Origin of the sequence: Bacillus sp. COPE52 (assembly GCF_003355115.1) — a bacterium.
Lineage (GTDB): Bacteria > Bacillota > Bacilli > Bacillales > Bacillaceae_G > Bacillus_A > Bacillus_A toyonensis.
Window position 1 is genome coordinate 4,400,373 of record NZ_CP031292.1, and the last position, 15,962, is coordinate 4,416,334.

Consider the following 15,962-nt stretch of genomic DNA (forward strand, 5'->3'; position numbering starts at 1 on the left):
TAAAATGAATGTATCACAAAATAAAGGGTCGTATGATATGCGTTAATAAAATAAAAAACGCCCCTGCAATATATGCAGGGACGAAAAATTCGCGGTACCACCCTAAATTGTGAAACAGTGTCGTTTCACCACTCTTTAGACATAACGGTCAATAACCGTCTTTCACTACTCCTTACGTTTCGTAAAAGAAGCTCCAGGGGGTAATTCATAATTCGCTCTGTACTGGTTCGCACCGACCACCAGCTCTCTGAAATCAGAAATCGAAATACTACTAAATCCTATCAACGCCGATTCATATGATGTTAGTTAAATTTTTATCATATATTCATCATACATGTCAATAAAAATGTGTAATATTTTTTTAGGGAAATAAAGGAGATAGGTTTTAACATTGAAAAATGTGCGTTATAATGAATTCGAAAGGGGAGAAAAGAGTGAAGAAAAAATTAATTCTTTTTACCACCTTACTAGTCATTGGCGGAATTGCTGGAATTTACACAGCTTTTGCAGCTGAATCAGAGCAGGTGAAGCAAAAGCAAATCCAGCAATCAGAAGTGAAGAAAGTGAAAGAAACGGAAGAGAAGAAGTCGATGGAAAAAGCAGCTGCGAAACTAGGAGTTTCTACTGATGAGAAAACAAAAGAGGAAATTACGAAAGAAGTAAACACAGCTAGATTTGAGAAGCGTCATGATTTATTAATTGAGCACGCAAAACAACTGGGAATTGATACAGAAGGAAAAAAAGATGAAGAGATTATTTTAGAAATCGGAAAGATACAGCATGGAAAGTAGAACAACTTATCGTATGATAAGTTGTTCTTTTTTAAGAACTTTTTAATTTAAAAATAATTGACAGTCTTTTGGATTTAATGTTAACTATATCTATAAACTAGTTAACATTAGGGGTGACAATTGTGACTGTAAATAGTAATACGACTGAAAAATCATCTTATACATATGAAGAATTATCAGAGAAAAATAAAGCTTACGTATGGCACCCATTTACACAAATGAAAGATTATTTAGAAGAAGATCCTGTCATTATTGAACGTGGAGAGGGAAGAAAGCTATACGATGTAAATGGAAATGAATATTGGGATGGGGTTTCATCTATTTGGCTAAATGTTCACGGACATCAAGTGCCAGAATTAGATGAAGCAATTCGTGAGCAATTAAATAAAATTGCTCATTCTACTATGTTAGGACTTGCTAACGTTCCATCAATTTTATTAGCAGAAAAAATTATTGAGGTTGTACCAGAAGGATTGAAGAAGGTGTTCTATTCAGACTCTGGTTCTACAGCTGTTGAAATAGCAATTAAGATGGCTTTCCAATATTGGCAACATAAAGGGAAACCGAGAAAACAAAGATTTGTTACATTAAAAGAAGCATATCACGGTGATACGATTGGTGCTGTTTCAGTAGGAGCAATAGACTTGTTTCACCAAGTGTATAGTTCACTCTTATTTGAAGCAATTAAAATGCCGTATCCATATACATATCGTTCTCCTTATGGAGATAATAAGGAACAAATTGTAAAAAAACATTTAGAAGAAATGGAAGAAATGCTGAAAAAAAAACATGAAGAAATTGCAGCTATTATTGTAGAACCTTTAATGCAAGGTGCTGGCGGTATGATTACAATGCCGAAAGGATATTTAAAAGGGCTAAGGGATTTATGTACAACATATAATGTTTTATTTATTACGGATGAAGTAGCAACGGGATTTGGGCGCACTGGAAAAATGTTTGCATGTGAACATGAAAATGTGACACCAGACATTTTAACCGCTGGGAAAGGTTTAACAGGTGGTTATTTACCGGTTGCAGTTACGGTAACGACAGACGAAATATATAATGCCTTCTTAGGAGAATATGAGGAACAAAAATCATTTTTCCATGGTCATAGTTACACAGGTAATCCGTTAGGGTGTGCAGTAGCAATTGCGAATCTAGAATTATATGAAAAAACAAATTTAATAGAAGATGTTGCACGTAAAACAGAATATGTAGCAAAGCAATTAGAAGCGCTCTTTGCATATAAACATGTAGGTGATATTCGTCAGTGTGGGTTAATGGTTGGTATTGAACTAGTGAAGAATAAGGAAACGAAAGAATCGTTTGAATGGACAGAAAGAGTCGGTGTGCAAGTATGTAAACGCTCAAGAGATCTTGGCATGATTTTACGACCGCTCGGTAACACGATTGTATTTATGCCTCCTCTTGCTTCTACAATTGATGAGATTGATGATATGTTACGCATTTTATATAAAGCAATCTCAGATGTTACGGAGGGAGAAGAATGAGCGGTTTTTTCATAACAGCAACAGATACTGAAGTTGGAAAAACTGTGGTTGCAGGTGCGTTAGCAGGTGTATATAGAGAGTTGGGATATAACGTAGGGGTATATAAACCGTTGCAAAGTGGACATGTTGCATCAAACCCTGAGGGAGATGCAGCAAGATTAAAAGCATTATCGGGTGTACCGACAAAAGAAGATGAAATTTGTCCTTATTCCATTGAAGAACCGCTTGCTCCGAGACTTGCGATGAAAAGAGCTGGAAGAGTCGTAAAGTTAAAAGACATTATGAGGCACTATGAAGAACTATTAAAAGAGTTTAATAGCGTATTTGTCGAAGGGGCAGGCGGGCTTGCAGTCCCATATACTGAAGATAGTTTAGTAATTGATTTCGCAAAACAATTACAGTTGCCTCTTATTATAGTAGCTCGCCCTACGCTAGGGACAGTAAATCATACTGTCTTAACAATTTCTTATGCACAGGCACACGGTTTAACAGTAGCAGGTGTAATTTTGTCTAGTTGTAAAGAATGTGACAAAGAAAGAGTGCAAGAAAATAAAGAAATGATTGAGGAGTTAAGTGGAGTACCAGTTTTAGGTTTATTACCATTTCTTGAAGGTGAATTTACTAGGGAAAAATTATTGGAATCAGCAAAAGAACATATTATGATTTCAAAATTAGAGGAGTTCATTCAAAATGAATCAAACGTGGCGCACACATCTTCAATCTAAATTACAACAATTACATGAGCAAGGACAGTATCGTAATTTGCATGTAACAGAGCAAGCAGAAGAGACGTGGCTTATTCGAGATAAAAAAAGGTTGTTAAATTTAGCATCAAATAATTATTTAGGATTAGCTGGGGATGAAAGATTAAAAGAAGCTGCTATTGCGTGTACAAAAAAATATGGAACTGGTGCGACTGCCTCTCGCCTCGTTGTAGGAAATTATCCATTGTATGAAGAGGTTGAGAGAAGTGTATGCAACTGGAAAGGTACTGAAAGAGCACTAATTGTAAATAGTGGATATACAGCAAATGTAGGTGCTATATCTGCTTTAGCCTGTCGTCACGATATTGTGTTTAGTGATAAATTAAATCACGCAAGTATTGTTGATGGAATTATATTAAGCGGCGCAGAACATAAAAGGTATCGTCATAATGATTTGGATCATTTAGAGAAGTTATTGAAAATAGCGTCACCTGAAAAGAGGAAATTAATCGTAACTGATACTGTTTTTAGTATGGATGGTGATACTGCATACTTGAGAGAATTAGTGCAGCTTAAGGAGAAATACGGGGCAATCATTATAGTTGATGAAGCGCATGCGAGTGGAATATATGGAATCGATGGAGCTGGGTTATCTCATATAGAAAAAGACATTGCTCAAAAAATTGATATACATATGGGGACGTTTAGTAAAGCTTTAGGGTGCTATGGTGCGTATTTGACAGGCGATGCAATTTATATAGAGTATTTACGAAATATGATGAGAAGCTTTATTTTTACTACAGCCTTACCACCAGGAATATTAGGGGCGATACGAAAAGCAATTGAAATTGTGAAAGAAGATAACGAAAGAAGAGAGAGTCTTATAGCGAATGGTGCATATTTCAGAACCCATTTACGAGAAGCTGGTTTTGATATTGGGAATAGCTCAACTCATATTGTACCGATTGTAGTCGGTTCAAATGAAAATGCTTTACGGTTTAGTAAAAGATTACAAGAGGTAGACATCGCAGCAATTGCAATTCGTCCACCGACGGTTCCAATTAATAGTTCCCGGGTCCGTTTTGCTGTTACGTCACAACATACAATAGCTGATTTAAAATGGGCCATTGACCAAATTATTCACATTGCGAAAGAAGAGGAGCTTTTCGTATGAAAGAGCTAAAGATTATTTTTATCCCTGGATGGGGAATGGAAGAAAATGTTTGGGATTTAGTACTTCCGTATTTCAAAGAATATCCTGTTCAATGCATAGATTGGCGTAACGTGAAAGAGATAGGCGAGTTTGCGGAACGAATAATAGATGTAGCGCATGATGAAAATGTAATTTTAGTTGGATGGTCATTAGGAGCTTTAGCGGCAATTCAAGCCTATAAAAAGATTAAGGCGAAAGGTATCGTATTAATTGGTGGTACTGCTAAATTTACAAATACGAGTGACTATACAAGTGGATGGAATTCTTTGCATGTAGAACGGCTGAAAAAGAATTTGGTGGGGAAGAAAAAAGATACGCTCAAGCGGTTCTATGAAAATATGTTTACGAAAGATGAGTTGAAAGAGAATAAATGTTTTGAAGATATTGTAAAACATTTTAAAGGGGATTCTATTCAGTCTTTACAATTAGGTTTGGATTATTTAATAGAAACAGATATGAGAGGAGAGCTGAAAGAAATTCAAGCACCTATACTATTTATTCATGGAGAGCAGGATGTAATATGTCCATTGTCTGCTGCTCATAGTATGGCGGACAATACAAATGTAACACTCAAGGTAGTAAGTGAGGCAGGACACGCATTATGTATAACGAATTTTGAATATTGCGCAAATGAGGTAATTCAATTTGTAGAGGGGATACGACATGATCAACAAAACGTTACTGCAAAAACGGTTTAACGTGGCAGCTGTATCTTACGATCAATATGCAAATGTACAAAAAAAGATGGCACATTCATTACTTTCTACATTGAATCGACGATATAGTGCAAATTCATCGATACGTATTTTAGAACTTGGATGCGGGACAGGTTATGTCACAGAGAAATTATCAAACTTATTTCCAAAAGCGCATATTACAGCTATTGATTTTGCTGAAAGTATGATTGCGGTTGCGAAAACTAGACAAAATGTAAAAAATGTAACGTTTCACTGTGAAGATATCGAACGATTACGATTAGAAGAATCATATGATGTCATTATTTCAAATGCTACATTTCAATGGCTAAATGATTTAAAACAAGTGATTAGAAATCTATTTCATCATTTGTCTACAGATGGGATACTACTCTTTTCAACGTTTGGACAAGAAACTTTTCAAGAGCTTCACAATTCGTTTCGGAGGGCGAAAGAAGAAAAAAATATACGAAATGAAATAGTGATAGGTCAACGTTTTTATTCGAAAGATCAGTTACGCCATATATGCAAGATAGAAACAGGGGATGTACATGTTTCTGAAACATGTTACATAGAGAGTTTTGCAGAAGTTAGAGAGTTTCTGCATTCTATTCGAAAAGTAGGAGCGACCAATAGTAATGAAGAATCATATTGCCAAAGTCCCTCACTCTTTCGTGCGATGCTTCGTATATACGAAAGAGACTTCACGGGAAATGAAGGGATAATGGCAACGTATCATGCTTTATTTACGTATATAACAAAAGAGGGGAAGAGATGAAATGAAACAAGTACAAACAAAAAGGGATTGGAAAAAACTTGCATACGACGTAGTAGAAGAGAAAATGATTACGAAAGAAGATGCAATAGCAATATTAGAAGCTGATGATACAGAAGTTTTAGAAATTATGAATGCAGCCTACATCATTCGTCATCATCATTTTGGTAAGAAAATAAAATTGAATATGATTATTAATACGAAATCTGGCTTATGTCCTGAAGATTGTGGGTATTGTTCACAGTCTATTATTTCAGAAGCACCAATTGATAAATATGCATGGTTAACGCAGGAGAAGATTGTAGAAGGAGCACATGAAGCAATTCGCCGTAAAGCGGGTACATATTGTATTGTAGCATCTGGCCGTCGCCCGACAGATAAAGAAGTAAATCACGTAATTGGGGCTGTGACGGAAATTCGTGAAACGACAGATTTGAAGATTTGTTGCTGTTTAGGTTTCTTAAACGAAGATCAAGCAGGACGCTTAGCAGAAGCTGGTGTTCATCGTTATAACCACAACTTAAATACACATGAAAACAATTATGAAAGCATTTGCTCAACTCATACGTATGACGATCGTGTTGATACGGTTCAAAAAGCGAAACAAGCTGGTATTTCACCATGCTCTGGGGCGATTTTTGGAATGGGAGAAACAATTGAAGAACGTGCTGAAATAGCATTTGAATTACAACGTATAGATGCAGATTCTATTCCGTGTAATTTCCTCGTTGCTGTAAAGGGCACACCGCTTGAAGGACAAAAAGAGTTAACACCTGTAGAATGTTTAAAAGTATTGGCGATGATGCGTTTCGTAAACCCAACAAAAGAAATTCGTATTTCAGGAGGTCGCGAAATTAATTTACGTTCTGTACAGCCACTCGGCTTATTTGCAGCAAACTCTATTTTTGTCGGGGATTACTTAACGACAGCTGGACAAGAGCCAACTGCAGACTGGGGTATGATTGAAGATTTAGGATTTGAGATTGAGGAATGTGCACTATAAGATAGAGGAAAAAGCAAACTTGTAAAAGAGTTTGCTTTTTTTGTAAATAAAATGTAATAAAAGGCTATTATCACTTGATACGAATGGGTTTTGAGTGAGAAAAAGAATTTTTGCGGACGAATTTTCCAAGCCCTAGTTGTACATAGTAAATATGTATTTTATATTGGGTTGGAGGATTTTACATGCACAAATACATATTAGCGATTATGACCTGTCTAATTTTAATAAAAGCAATAAGTACTGATCCAGTTAAGGCCGCTGAAAATCCTGAACAAAAAGAGATGCAACAAAGAATTGAACAACATTTTCGAACGAAAGCTGAACATTTTGGATTGAAAACGGAAGGGAAAGATTTAAAGGAAGTACGAAAAGAAATTACTATTATAGAAGAAGCGAAAAAAAGAGAGAATGTATGGAGAACAGCGCAAGCACTTCGTATAAAGACAGAAGGAAAAACGATGAATGAATTAATAAAAGATGTACGAAAAAAAGCGAAAAAATAAAAAGAGGCCGCAGCCTCTTTTTTTATGCCCATTGTTTTGATAAGTGAGCCATTTCAATGGCAGCAACGGCTGATTCATATCCTTTATTACCAGCTTTCGTACCTGCACGTTCAATCGCTTGTTCAATTGTTTCTGTCGTTAATACACCGAAAATAACAGGGATGTCAGTTTGTAGTGATAAAGACGCAACACCTTTTGCTACTTCATTACAAACGTAATCGTAATGTGTAGTAGCTCCACGGATTACAGTACCTAAAGTAATAACAGCATCATACTTTCCGCTACTGGCCATCTTTTTAGCGATTAAAGGAATTTCAAATGCACCAGGAACCCAAGCGACATCAATATCATTTTCTTCTACGCCGTGACGTTTTAATCCGTCTAAAGCGCCGCCAAGTAATTTACTTGTAATAAATTCATTAAAACGTCCAACAACAACCCCAACTTTTAATCCTGTACCAACTAAATGACCTTCGAATACCATAATAAATCTCTCCTTTGATTATAAGTTTAATAAATGTCCTAATTTGTTTACTTTCGTTTGTAAATATGTTTTATTCTCTTCTTTTGTTGGCATTTGCAACGGTACACGCTCGACTACTTCTAAATCGTAACCTTGTAAGCCAGCAATTTTTCTTGGATTATTCGTTAATAATCGTAAACTTTGTAAGCCTAAATCTTTTAATATTTGAGCGCCGATACCATAATCACGAAGGTCAGCAGGGAAGCCGAGTTTTTCATTTGCTTCTACAGTATCGAATCCTTCTTCCTGCAATTTATAAGCGCGAAGCTTATTAAGAAGCCCGATGCCTCGTCCTTCTTGTCTCATATAAAGAAGAACACCTTTTCCTTCACGCTCAATTTGAGCAAGTACTGCATGGAGTTGTGGTCCGCAATCACAGCGACATGAACCGAATACATCTCCTGTTAAACATTCAGAATGAACACGTACAAGCACCGGTTCACCTGTTGAAATATCACCTTTTATGAGCGCAATATGTTCTTTCGTATCTAATGAGTTAGAATAGCCAATTGCTTGGAAAGTACCGAAATCTGTAGGTAAGGTAATTTCCACTTCTCTCGTCACAAGTGTTTCATGATGGCGGCGATAAACAATTAAATCTTCTATCGTAATCATTTTTATATCAAATTGTTTTGCGCACTGTAGTAAATCAGGTACACGTGCCATCGTACCGTCCTCATTAATAATCTCGCAAATGACACCAGCAGGTTCTGCTCCGCAAAGTTTTGCTAAATCGACAGCAGCTTCTGTATGACCTGAACGGCGAAGGACACCGCCTTCTTTTGCGATTAATGGAAAGATATGTCCAGGTCGATTGAAATCAGCACCTTTAGATGCAGGGTTTAACAATTCTTGTATCGTAGTTGCACGTTCGTGAGCGCTAATCCCTGTTGTTGTAGAAACATGATCAATGCTCACTGTAAACGCAGTATGATGTGAATCTGTATTATGAGATACCATTGGTTCTAATTGTAGGCGCTCTGCGTACCCTTCCGTAATCGGTACGCAAACGAGGCCGCGACCATGTGTAATCATAAAATTAATTGTTTCTGGCGTAATATACTCTGCTAAAGCGATAAAATCGCCTTCATTTTCTCGGTTTTCATCGTCGCATACGATAACGACTTTTCCTTGTTTTAAATCTTCTAGAGCTTCTTCAATACGATGAAACATTATGTTTCCCCCTTATAGAAATCCGTTTTCTTGTAAAAAGCTTTCGGACATTGACCCCGTTCGTTTTACAGGTTTAGAAATAAAGCGTTCGATATATTTACCAATCATGTCACACTCAATGTTTACGATATCTCCGGCATTCTTTTCTCCGATGACAGATTCGCTTACGGTGTGTGGGATGAGTGAAATTGTTATGGAAGATTCGTCTATATCAAATATCGTTAAACTCGTTCCATCAACAGCAACGGATCCTTTATGCAAACAATAGCGTAGCAATTCATCGGAAATTGCTATTTTGTAATAGACGGCATTGTAATGTTGTTTTTTAGTTAAAATTGTCCCGATGCCATCGATATGTCCTGAAACGAAATGTCCACCAAAGCGCCCGTTTGCAGCCATGGCCCGCTCTAAATTTACTTTAGAGTGTGATTTAAGCAGGCGAAGTGATGTTGATTTCATCGTTTCAGGCATTGCATCAACTGTAAATGAAGTAGTTGTAAAGCTCGTTACAGTTAAGCAAATCCCGTTAACCGCGATACTATCACCTAAATGGACATCAGATAAAATTTTATTTGCATGGATCGTTAATCTCATCGCTTCTCCGCTTTGTTGCATGTTTGTGATCGTTCCTAATTCTTCTACAATTCCTGTAAACATTTCGTCACCTCATTTCGGGCAGTCGCAACAATTTTGATATCATCGCCAATTTGTTTCATCTCTTGAATTTTCAAGGAAAGCGAATCTTGTAATTTTGAAAAACCGTTTCCTCCAAAAAGAGTAGGAGCACCTTTCCCGCCAATTAATTTCGGGCTTATATAGGTTACAATTTCATTGAAATTGTTTGTTTGTAAGAAACTTGCATGAACAGTTTGTCCACCTTCGATGAAGAGAGACAGGATTTGTTTTTCACCGAGTAGATCTAAAACATCTTGAATTTCAATTTGCTTCGTTTTCATTTGGAATATCGCTATATTTTTAGATTCATAAGAAGCTATTTTCTCTTTATTTACATCCTTACCTACAATAATCCATGTCGGTGCTAAAGTATCTGTTATGACATGAGAAGATGGTGGCGTTCGTAAATGGGTATCTAAAATAACGCGAATAGAATGTTTCCCGCCATTTGGAATTCTTGTTGTTAAATGTGGATTGTCGGCTATAACTGTATTCACTCCAACAAGAATTGCATCATGTGTATGGCGATATTGGTGAACGTCAGCGCGTGCTTCTGCACCAGTAATCCACTTACTTTCACCAGTTACAGTGGCTGTTTTGCCATCTAAGCTCATCGCGGTCTTTATCGTGACAAATGGGCGTTTCGTTTTCATGTAGTGAAAAAAGTAGCGATTTAATAAAACTGCTTCCGTTTCAAGAACACCCGTAGTTACTTCGATTCCTGCCTCTTCTAATTTCTTTTTTCCATTACCAGAAACGAGCGGGTTGCAATCAAGGGTAGCAATGACAATGCGCTTAACTCCCTTTTCGATGAGTAATTCACAGCAAGGTGGTGTTTTTCCAAAGTGGCTACACGGCTCAAGTGTTACATAGACGGTAGCGTTTTTGGCTTTCTCACCAGCCATATGAAGGGCATGAACTTCCGCGTGTTCTTCACCAGCACGTAAATGAGCGCCCATTCCGACGATTTTTCCATCTTTTACCACAACAGCACCAACCATAGGATTCGGACTCGTTTGTCCTGATGTCCCCTTAGCTAATTGCAAGGCAATCCTCATATATTCTTGATCAGTCATTCTCTTCACCTCTCCTAAAAAAATCAAAAAACCCCAAGGATTTAATATCCTTGGGGTTTGGGAGACGTGATTTCTAGAATTATAGTTCGAATACGAAAGTACAGGAAAGAAATCTAGCGATGATTGACATTTTTGCATAAGGAAAAAACCTAGCAAAATATCGAATTATTTAAACGCTAGTTGTCTCTTTTTTATTTCAGTATAAAAAATGAGTATAGAAAACTAAACATATATATAAATTCAAAATGAATGTATAAAAATATGCATACTGAAATAAAAGTGTATTCACTATATAAAAAACTAGAAACATATCCTTCTCCCATCCAGACTATACTGTCGGCCCTAGAGTTTCACTAGATCCACCGTTTTCGAGTTGAAAACGGGTCACGGACTTAGAAGTTTTCACTTCATCACCGCCGGTTGGGAATTTCACCCGACCCCGAAGGATGCTGTTTGGTCAAATTATAGCACAAAAAAGAAAAAAGGCTAGCAAAAAATATTTGAATGTGAAGAATTGTGTGAAAATACATGGAGATTGAAATGGAGACAAAAGTGTTAAAAATGTTGTTAGGAAAAGGAATATCCAGACTTTGATTAAAAGAAAAAACATGCACAAAAAATGTGCATGTCACATACGAAATTACTTTGCCTCTGGTGCTCTAACAACAGATTCGAATTTACCTTTATGCGAAGCATCGCAATAAGGCATATTTTTTGATAAACCACAACGGCATAAAGAAAATGCTGGTTTTGCTGGGAATACATTCCCTTGTGAGTCGACTAATTCCACGTCCCCTGTAACGCGAAAAGAGCCATTATCATTTACTTTAATTTGTACTTTTGCCAACGCTATCCCTCCTTCCCAAACGCTTAATTTCATCATATAATCAAGGGAAGCACTTGACAATATAAAGTGAAACTTTAATTAGTGGAGGGGGTTCATTCCACTGATTATTAGCCTTCACCAATCGGGCGATTACGGGCAGTTAATCTCCCGCCTAACTTCTTTGCTTCAGCCGAATTTTGAGATGGGAGTCTCACTGCCCGTTAACGCGGGATAAAAAGAGCACTTTCTTTGGGAGAGAAGAGAGTGTTATAATGTTTTTTATAACTGACTAGAGTAAGGTGACGAAAGATGGATAAACAATTACTTACATTACGAAATATTGCAAATGAGCGCACGTGGGCATCATTTTTGAATGATAATCATCCATATAGTTTATTGCACTGGTCGATTGCCGGTGTAGGACAAGAAGCGAAGGATGTTTGGTTACTTCAAGATGAGGTAACGTTTCAAACGACAGAATTTCCAACGCTAGATGAAGCTGTGCAATGGATTTCTGAAAACATGGAACAAGTTACAGACGTTTTATCGCAATGAAAAAAACAGGCTTATGCAAGCCTGTTTTTTGTTTCTTTTACGTATGTGTTCAAAAATTGATCAAGAGCTGCTTCATACTCCTCTTTATTTTCGTTATAAGAGCAAGCGTGTGCACCGTGTTCTGCAATATAAAGTTGTTTATTATTTTCTTTTGCTTCATATAGAGCTTTTGTCATATCGGCTAAAATATAATCGTCATCTTTACTATGAATAAAGAGAACGGGATTGTTAATGTTTTTTATACAGTCGATTGGTGAAACTTCACGAATTGTATACCCGTCACGAACTTTTAAAAAAGCATTTGCTAATGGTAATAAAGGCCATTTGGGTAAATGGAATTCAACCTTTAAGCGGTGCTGTAATTGCCCATAGAAATCAGAAAAAGGACAATCTGCAATATAGAAATCAGCACCATCTTCTACAAGTCCTGCGTATTGAAGTAGTGTTGCAGCGCCCATAGATTCACCATGAATACCGAGTATTATATTTGTGCCAAAACGACTTTTTAGCCAGTCAACTACTGATTTTAAATCATGTTTTTCATAGTATCCATAGCTTGTTGTTTTTCCTCCGGTTTTACCATGACGACGATGATCATAAATAAGGACATTAAATCCTCTGCTTAAAAATAAGTTTGCATATTTTACAGAGTTCATTTTGTTTACAGTTACGCCGTGACAAAAAACCATAAACTTGTTGGAATGACCTGCAGGAATGTAATATCCATGAAGATCATATCCGAATTGCGAAGGGATATGAATTTCTTCTTTATGAAGAGCGTCAAAATCTTCTATACGAAAATGTTTTTTCGATTCTCTTTCTAGAACTTCTTCCTCTGTTTTTTTCTTCAAGTACATCACTTTATTTGTAAAGAAAATCCCAAGGGCAGTTATCGCACCTAGTATAGTAAACAATGCTGCAAAAAAACGTTTCATACTTTACCTCATCCTCCAAATACCGTTACATGTGATACACTTACATTGTATCACAAGGATAGAAAAGGAGAGAAATAGGAAATGGTGCATATAAAAAAAATTACATCAACAATGAAAGAAAAAATCCGAATGTTCATGTGTGAAAACTGGGGGAGCTCATTGATGGTTTCGCGTGGTAAGGGGCATCAGTTAGAAGAGCTACCAGGATTTGTTGCGGTTTTAGATGACAGAATAATCGGAATTATAACGTATGAAGTGACTGGGAATTTGTGTGAAATTGTATCGTTAGATAGTTTTGAAGAAAGGAAGGGGATCGGGACGAAGCTTGTGGATTGCGTATTGCAAGTTGCTCAAGAAGCACAGTGCCAAGGAGTTTGGCTCATTACAACAAATGATAATATGAACGCGTTACGCTTTTATCAAAAACGTAATTTCATGATGACAAATTTATATGTAAATGCAGTAGAAGAGGCGCGAAAAATAAAGCAAGAAATTCCGCGCATTGGATATGATAATATCCCGATTTTACATGAAATTCAGATGGAGTATCGTTTATTGAAATGATGTAACAATTTTCAGAAATATAAGTTATTAATCTTGACGAATACTGTAATTTAAGTTACCTTAAAATTGTAATCTATTACCATATTAAGGGGTGACGATGTGGCAACTATACGTGATGTTGCAAAATTGGCAGGTGTTTCAGTCGCAACCGTTTCACGAGTTATTAATGAAAAAGGATACGTTCATGACGAAACAGTAAAACAAGTAAAGGAAGCAATTGAGGAATTACGTTATAGGCCAAACAGTGCAGCAAAGCCATTATTTAAAGAGAATTCAACAATCATTGCATTACTTGTAGAGAATTTATGTAACCCATTAAACATCACTTTGCTACATTGTATTGAGGAAATAGCATATAAAGAAGGCTATCAAATAATCGTTTGTAATATAGAGAATAAAGATAGATACATACATATGTTGAAGCAAAATAACGTTGCAGGTGTTATTTTGACAAAATCAGTTTTTAAAAGTCTAGGGAAAATCGAATTCCCATTTGTTGTGATGGAGGAAAAACAACCTCTTACAAATCATTATGAAAGTGGACAGAGGGCTGTTTCTTTATTAAAAGAGAAAGCATGTCACTTTCTTGCGTATTTCGGTGAGGGGGAAGAAAGTGAAGAAATGGAAGAGCGTATATCAGGATTTTTAGACGCTGTTTGGGATGAAGGGATCTCTTATCGAGAAGCATGTGTACAAAGGTATACGAATAAACAGTTTATTACATTATTGCAAACTCATCCGTATATAGATGGAATTGTAGCTTCAAGTGATAAGGTTGCTACCGAGTTAATTCGAGCAGCCAAATTTCTAAATATACATATACCAGAAAAATTAAAAATTATTGGACCGAATGGGAGTATCGAGAGTGAATGGATAGGTCCATCACTACCAGCAATTGAAAATTACGTCGAAGAAGAAGCGAAAATAGCTTTTCAACAATTAAAAGGGAAAATGAAAAAGTAAAAGGTGCGTTTTATACGCACCTTTTACAATGTAATTGCGGCAATAAAGCCAAATATAAGTAACGGTATATTATAATGCAGAAAAGTCGGTACACATGTATCCCATATATGATGGTGTTGACCGTCAGCGTTTAAACCTGATGTTGGTCCAAGTGTACTATCAGATGCTGGAGATCCTGCATCACCTAGCGCTCCTGCTGTACCGATAATTGCAATTGTAGCCATTGGACTAAATCCAAGCTGAATGCAAAGGGGTACAAAAATTGTTGTTAAGATAGGGATGGTTGAAAAGGATGAACCAATTCCCATCGTAACGAGAAGTCCGATAACGAGCATAAGAAATGCAGCAAGCGGTTTGTTATTTCCGATGAAATGTGCACTCGTTTGCACAAGTGATTCAACATGTCCTGTTTTTCGAAGAACAGCGCCAAATCCAGCGGCAGAAATCATAACAAATCCGATAAAGGACATCATACGCATTCCACTTGTTAATATTGCATCTGCTTCTTTAAGGGGGAGACTACCACTAATTGATAAGACAATAATCCCCGCTAAGGCACCGAAAATCATTGATTCTGTTGCTAATTGAACAGTTAATGTAGCTGTGATAGATAATAATCCGAAAGTGATGCTTCGCTTTGTATAGGGAACGATTTCACTTTCGGCGGTATGAATTTGTTCTGTTTCATATGTACGAGGTTTTCGGTACGTAATGAATACCGCTACACATAATCCGATAATCATTCCGATTGCTGGAATAGTCATCGCTTTTGGGATAAGCGCGACATCAAATGTAAGGCCGCTTTGGGCAGCATTTGTTTGCAATACGTCATGATAAATTTTTCCGAATCCTGCAGGGATCCACATATAAGGTGTAATTAACCCGAATGTAATAATACATGTGACAAGTCTACGATCTACTTTCAGCTCGTTTAATACTTTTAAAAGTGCAGGAATTAAGATTGGGATGAAAGCGATATGAACAGGGATAACATTTTGTGAGAAACAAGCCATTGTTAAAATGATGAATAAAATCAGTATTTTAGAATAAACTTGTTTTTTTGTGTCTTGTTCGTTGCCAATCCATTTTAATGCGGTTTGAATCATGGCATCTGGAAGTCCTGTTTTAGAAAGAGAAATAGCGAAACCGCCAAGCATTGCATAGCTTAATGCGATAGGGGCACTGTTTCCAAGACCAGTTGTAAAAGTGTTAATTGTTTCTGAAATACCGAGTCCACCGATAAGTCCGCCTGTTAGAGCTCCAATAATAATGGCGACAATGACTTGGACACGTAACAAACTAAGCAATAGCATGACTGCTACTGCGACGAGTACAGCGTTCATAATAGATATAATCTCCCTAATTTTTATTCTGTTAAGGCAAGTGAATATGAAGCAGTTTGCTATATTTATACATAATACTTGCGACATATTATTATAAAATGTTTTCTATGAAATGTAAAAGAGCCTTTTGT

18 protein-coding genes, 1 riboswitch and 1 other annotated feature are annotated in these 15,962 nt (G+C 36.7%); of the genes, 11 read left to right on the forward strand and 7 right to left on the reverse strand.

Features of this window, described 5'->3' with window-relative positions:
- Positions 1 to 73 precede the first annotated feature (73 nt).
- Positions 74 to 294: a binding site (T-box leader), on the reverse strand.
- 140 nt (positions 295 to 434) lie between these two features.
- The 8 genes from DPQ31_RS22210 (at position 435) to DPQ31_RS22245 (ending at position 7,198) form a co-directional block, all read left to right on the forward strand.
- On the forward strand, positions 435 to 791 hold the full coding sequence (locus DPQ31_RS22210; RefSeq protein ID WP_142342925.1) for a hypothetical protein: 357 nt from the start codon (positions 435 to 437) through the stop codon (positions 789 to 791).
- A 122-nt stretch (positions 792 to 913) separates the two neighbouring features.
- Complete coding sequence (gene bioA, locus DPQ31_RS22215) at positions 914 to 2,305, forward strand: adenosylmethionine--8-amino-7-oxononanoate transaminase (protein ID WP_208731009.1); 1,392 nt, start codon at positions 914 to 916, stop codon at positions 2,303 to 2,305.
- The gene (gene bioD, locus DPQ31_RS22220; protein ID WP_000012507.1) at positions 2,302 to 3,030 is read left to right on the forward strand and encodes a dethiobiotin synthase; all 729 of its coding nucleotides are present in this window, start codon (positions 2,302 to 2,304) and stop codon (positions 3,028 to 3,030) included. The genes bioA and bioD overlap by 4 nt, the downstream gene beginning before the upstream one ends.
- Complete coding sequence (gene bioF, locus DPQ31_RS22225; RefSeq protein ID WP_001077303.1) at positions 2,996 to 4,183, forward strand: 8-amino-7-oxononanoate synthase; 1,188 nt, start codon at positions 2,996 to 2,998, stop codon at positions 4,181 to 4,183. The genes bioD and bioF overlap by 35 nt, the downstream gene beginning before the upstream one ends.
- Positions 4,180 to 4,920 carry an alpha/beta fold hydrolase gene (locus DPQ31_RS22230; RefSeq protein WP_208731010.1) on the forward strand — a complete coding sequence of 247 codons (741 nt, stop codon included), beginning with the start codon at positions 4,180 to 4,182 and terminating at the stop codon, positions 4,918 to 4,920. Before bioF ends, DPQ31_RS22230 begins: the two co-directional genes overlap by 4 nt.
- Positions 4,886 to 5,695 (forward strand): malonyl-ACP O-methyltransferase BioC, encoded by an 810-nt coding sequence (bioC, locus tag DPQ31_RS22235; RefSeq protein WP_000608928.1) that lies wholly within the window; start codon positions 4,886 to 4,888, stop codon positions 5,693 to 5,695. The genes DPQ31_RS22230 and bioC overlap by 35 nt, the downstream gene beginning before the upstream one ends.
- A 1-nt stretch (position 5,696) precedes the next feature.
- Positions 5,697 to 6,695, forward strand: coding sequence for a biotin synthase (bioB, locus tag DPQ31_RS22240; RefSeq protein ID WP_208731011.1), 999 nt, complete (start codon positions 5,697 to 5,699; stop codon positions 6,693 to 6,695).
- Positions 6,696 to 6,877: 182 nt separating this feature from the next.
- Positions 6,878 to 7,198, forward strand: coding sequence for a hypothetical protein (locus DPQ31_RS22245; protein ID WP_000549775.1), 321 nt, complete (start codon positions 6,878 to 6,880; stop codon positions 7,196 to 7,198).
- A 22-nt stretch (positions 7,199 to 7,220) separates the two neighbouring features.
- Here DPQ31_RS22245 and ribH read toward each other — a convergent pair whose 3' ends face one another.
- From ribH to DPQ31_RS22270, 5 genes are all read right to left on the reverse strand, one after another.
- Positions 7,221 to 7,682, reverse strand: coding sequence for a 6,7-dimethyl-8-ribityllumazine synthase (ribH, locus tag DPQ31_RS22250; protein ID WP_000230897.1), 462 nt, complete (start codon positions 7,680 to 7,682; stop codon positions 7,221 to 7,223).
- 18 nt (positions 7,683 to 7,700) lie between these two features.
- Positions 7,701 to 8,894 carry a bifunctional 3,4-dihydroxy-2-butanone 4-phosphate synthase/GTP cyclohydrolase II gene (gene ribBA / locus DPQ31_RS22255; protein WP_208731012.1) on the reverse strand — a complete coding sequence of 398 codons (1,194 nt, stop codon included), beginning with the start codon at positions 8,892 to 8,894 and terminating at the stop codon, positions 7,701 to 7,703.
- A 12-nt stretch (positions 8,895 to 8,906) separates the two neighbouring features.
- A complete protein-coding gene (ribE, locus tag DPQ31_RS22260; protein ID WP_208731013.1) occupies positions 8,907 to 9,551 on the reverse strand; it encodes a riboflavin synthase subunit alpha in 645 nt (214 codons plus the stop codon).
- Positions 9,533 to 10,645: a bifunctional diaminohydroxyphosphoribosylaminopyrimidine deaminase/5-amino-6-(5-phosphoribosylamino)uracil reductase RibD gene (gene ribD, locus DPQ31_RS22265; protein WP_098821426.1), complete on the reverse strand. Its 1,113-nt coding sequence runs from the start codon at positions 10,643 to 10,645 to the stop codon at positions 9,533 to 9,535. Before ribD ends, ribE begins: the two co-directional genes overlap by 19 nt.
- A gap of 307 nt (positions 10,646 to 10,952) precedes the next feature.
- A riboswitch (FMN riboswitch) is annotated at positions 10,953 to 11,096 on the reverse strand.
- A gap of 189 nt (positions 11,097 to 11,285) precedes the next feature.
- Positions 11,286 to 11,528, reverse strand: coding sequence for a CDGSH iron-sulfur domain-containing protein (locus tag DPQ31_RS22270; RefSeq protein WP_002039507.1), 243 nt, complete (start codon positions 11,526 to 11,528; stop codon positions 11,286 to 11,288).
- A gap of 252 nt (positions 11,529 to 11,780) precedes the next feature.
- On the opposite strand from DPQ31_RS22270, the gene DPQ31_RS22275 reads away from it, so the two are divergent.
- Positions 11,781 to 12,026: a DUF2552 family protein gene (locus tag DPQ31_RS22275; RefSeq protein WP_000360799.1), complete on the forward strand. Its 246-nt coding sequence runs from the start codon at positions 11,781 to 11,783 to the stop codon at positions 12,024 to 12,026.
- Between the two features lie 11 nt (positions 12,027 to 12,037).
- Here the strand turns inward: DPQ31_RS22275 and DPQ31_RS22280 are convergent, their stop codons facing one another.
- Entirely contained in the window at positions 12,038 to 12,961 is a 924-nt protein-coding gene (locus DPQ31_RS22280) for an alpha/beta hydrolase (RefSeq protein WP_000819220.1), read from the reverse strand.
- A gap of 81 nt (positions 12,962 to 13,042) precedes the next feature.
- Here DPQ31_RS22280 and DPQ31_RS22285 point away from each other — a divergent pair, with 81 nt between their 5' ends.
- A complete protein-coding gene (locus DPQ31_RS22285; RefSeq protein ID WP_208731014.1) occupies positions 13,043 to 13,525 on the forward strand; it encodes a GNAT family N-acetyltransferase in 483 nt (160 codons plus the stop codon).
- Between the two features lie 99 nt (positions 13,526 to 13,624).
- On the forward strand, positions 13,625 to 14,488 hold the full coding sequence (locus DPQ31_RS22290; protein WP_000201332.1) for a LacI family DNA-binding transcriptional regulator: 864 nt from the start codon (positions 13,625 to 13,627) through the stop codon (positions 14,486 to 14,488).
- Positions 14,489 to 14,511: 23 nt separating this feature from the next.
- Here DPQ31_RS22290 and DPQ31_RS22295 read toward each other — a convergent pair whose 3' ends face one another.
- Positions 14,512 to 15,831, reverse strand: coding sequence for a Na+/H+ antiporter family protein (locus DPQ31_RS22295; RefSeq protein ID WP_000994821.1), 1,320 nt, complete (start codon positions 15,829 to 15,831; stop codon positions 14,512 to 14,514).
- Positions 15,832 to 15,962: the final 131 nt, after the last annotated feature.

What these genes read in the sequence shown, in the direction of transcription:
- bioD (WP_000012507.1), top strand. Translation starts at nt 2,302, where the DNA reads ATGAGCGGTTTTTTCATAACAGCAACAGATACTGAAGTTGGAAAAACT.
- bioF (WP_001077303.1), top strand. Translation starts at nt 2,996, where the DNA reads ATGAATCAAACGTGGCGCACACATCTTCAATCTAAATTACAACAATTA.
- DPQ31_RS22230 (WP_208731010.1), top strand. Translation starts at nt 4,180, where the DNA reads ATGAAAGAGCTAAAGATTATTTTTATCCCTGGATGGGGAATGGAAGAA.
- bioC (WP_000608928.1), top strand. Translation starts at nt 4,886, where the DNA reads ATGATCAACAAAACGTTACTGCAAAAACGGTTTAACGTGGCAGCTGTA.
- bioB (WP_208731011.1), top strand. Translation starts at nt 5,697, where the DNA reads ATGAAACAAGTACAAACAAAAAGGGATTGGAAAAAACTTGCATACGAC.
- DPQ31_RS22245 (WP_000549775.1), top strand. Translation starts at nt 6,878, where the DNA reads ATGCACAAATACATATTAGCGATTATGACCTGTCTAATTTTAATAAAA.
- ribH (WP_000230897.1), bottom strand. Translation starts at nt 7,682, where the DNA reads ATGGTATTCGAAGGTCATTTAGTTGGTACAGGATTAAAAGTTGGGGTT.
- ribBA (WP_208731012.1), bottom strand. Translation starts at nt 8,894, where the DNA reads ATGTTTCATCGTATTGAAGAAGCTCTAGAAGATTTAAAACAAGGAAAA.
- ribE (WP_208731013.1), bottom strand. Translation starts at nt 9,551, where the DNA reads ATGTTTACAGGAATTGTAGAAGAATTAGGAACGATCACAAACATGCAA.
- ribD (WP_098821426.1), bottom strand. Translation starts at nt 10,645, where the DNA reads ATGACTGATCAAGAATATATGAGGATTGCCTTGCAATTAGCTAAGGGG.
- DPQ31_RS22270 (WP_002039507.1), bottom strand. Translation starts at nt 11,528, where the DNA reads ATGATGAAATTAAGCGTTTGGGAAGGAGGGATAGCGTTGGCAAAAGTA.
- DPQ31_RS22275 (WP_000360799.1), top strand. Translation starts at nt 11,781, where the DNA reads ATGGATAAACAATTACTTACATTACGAAATATTGCAAATGAGCGCACG.
- DPQ31_RS22280 (WP_000819220.1), bottom strand. Translation starts at nt 12,961, where the DNA reads ATGAAACGTTTTTTTGCAGCATTGTTTACTATACTAGGTGCGATAACT.
- DPQ31_RS22285 (WP_208731014.1), top strand. Translation starts at nt 13,043, where the DNA reads ATGGTGCATATAAAAAAAATTACATCAACAATGAAAGAAAAAATCCGA.
- DPQ31_RS22295 (WP_000994821.1), bottom strand. Translation starts at nt 15,831, where the DNA reads ATGAACGCTGTACTCGTCGCAGTAGCAGTCATGCTATTGCTTAGTTTG.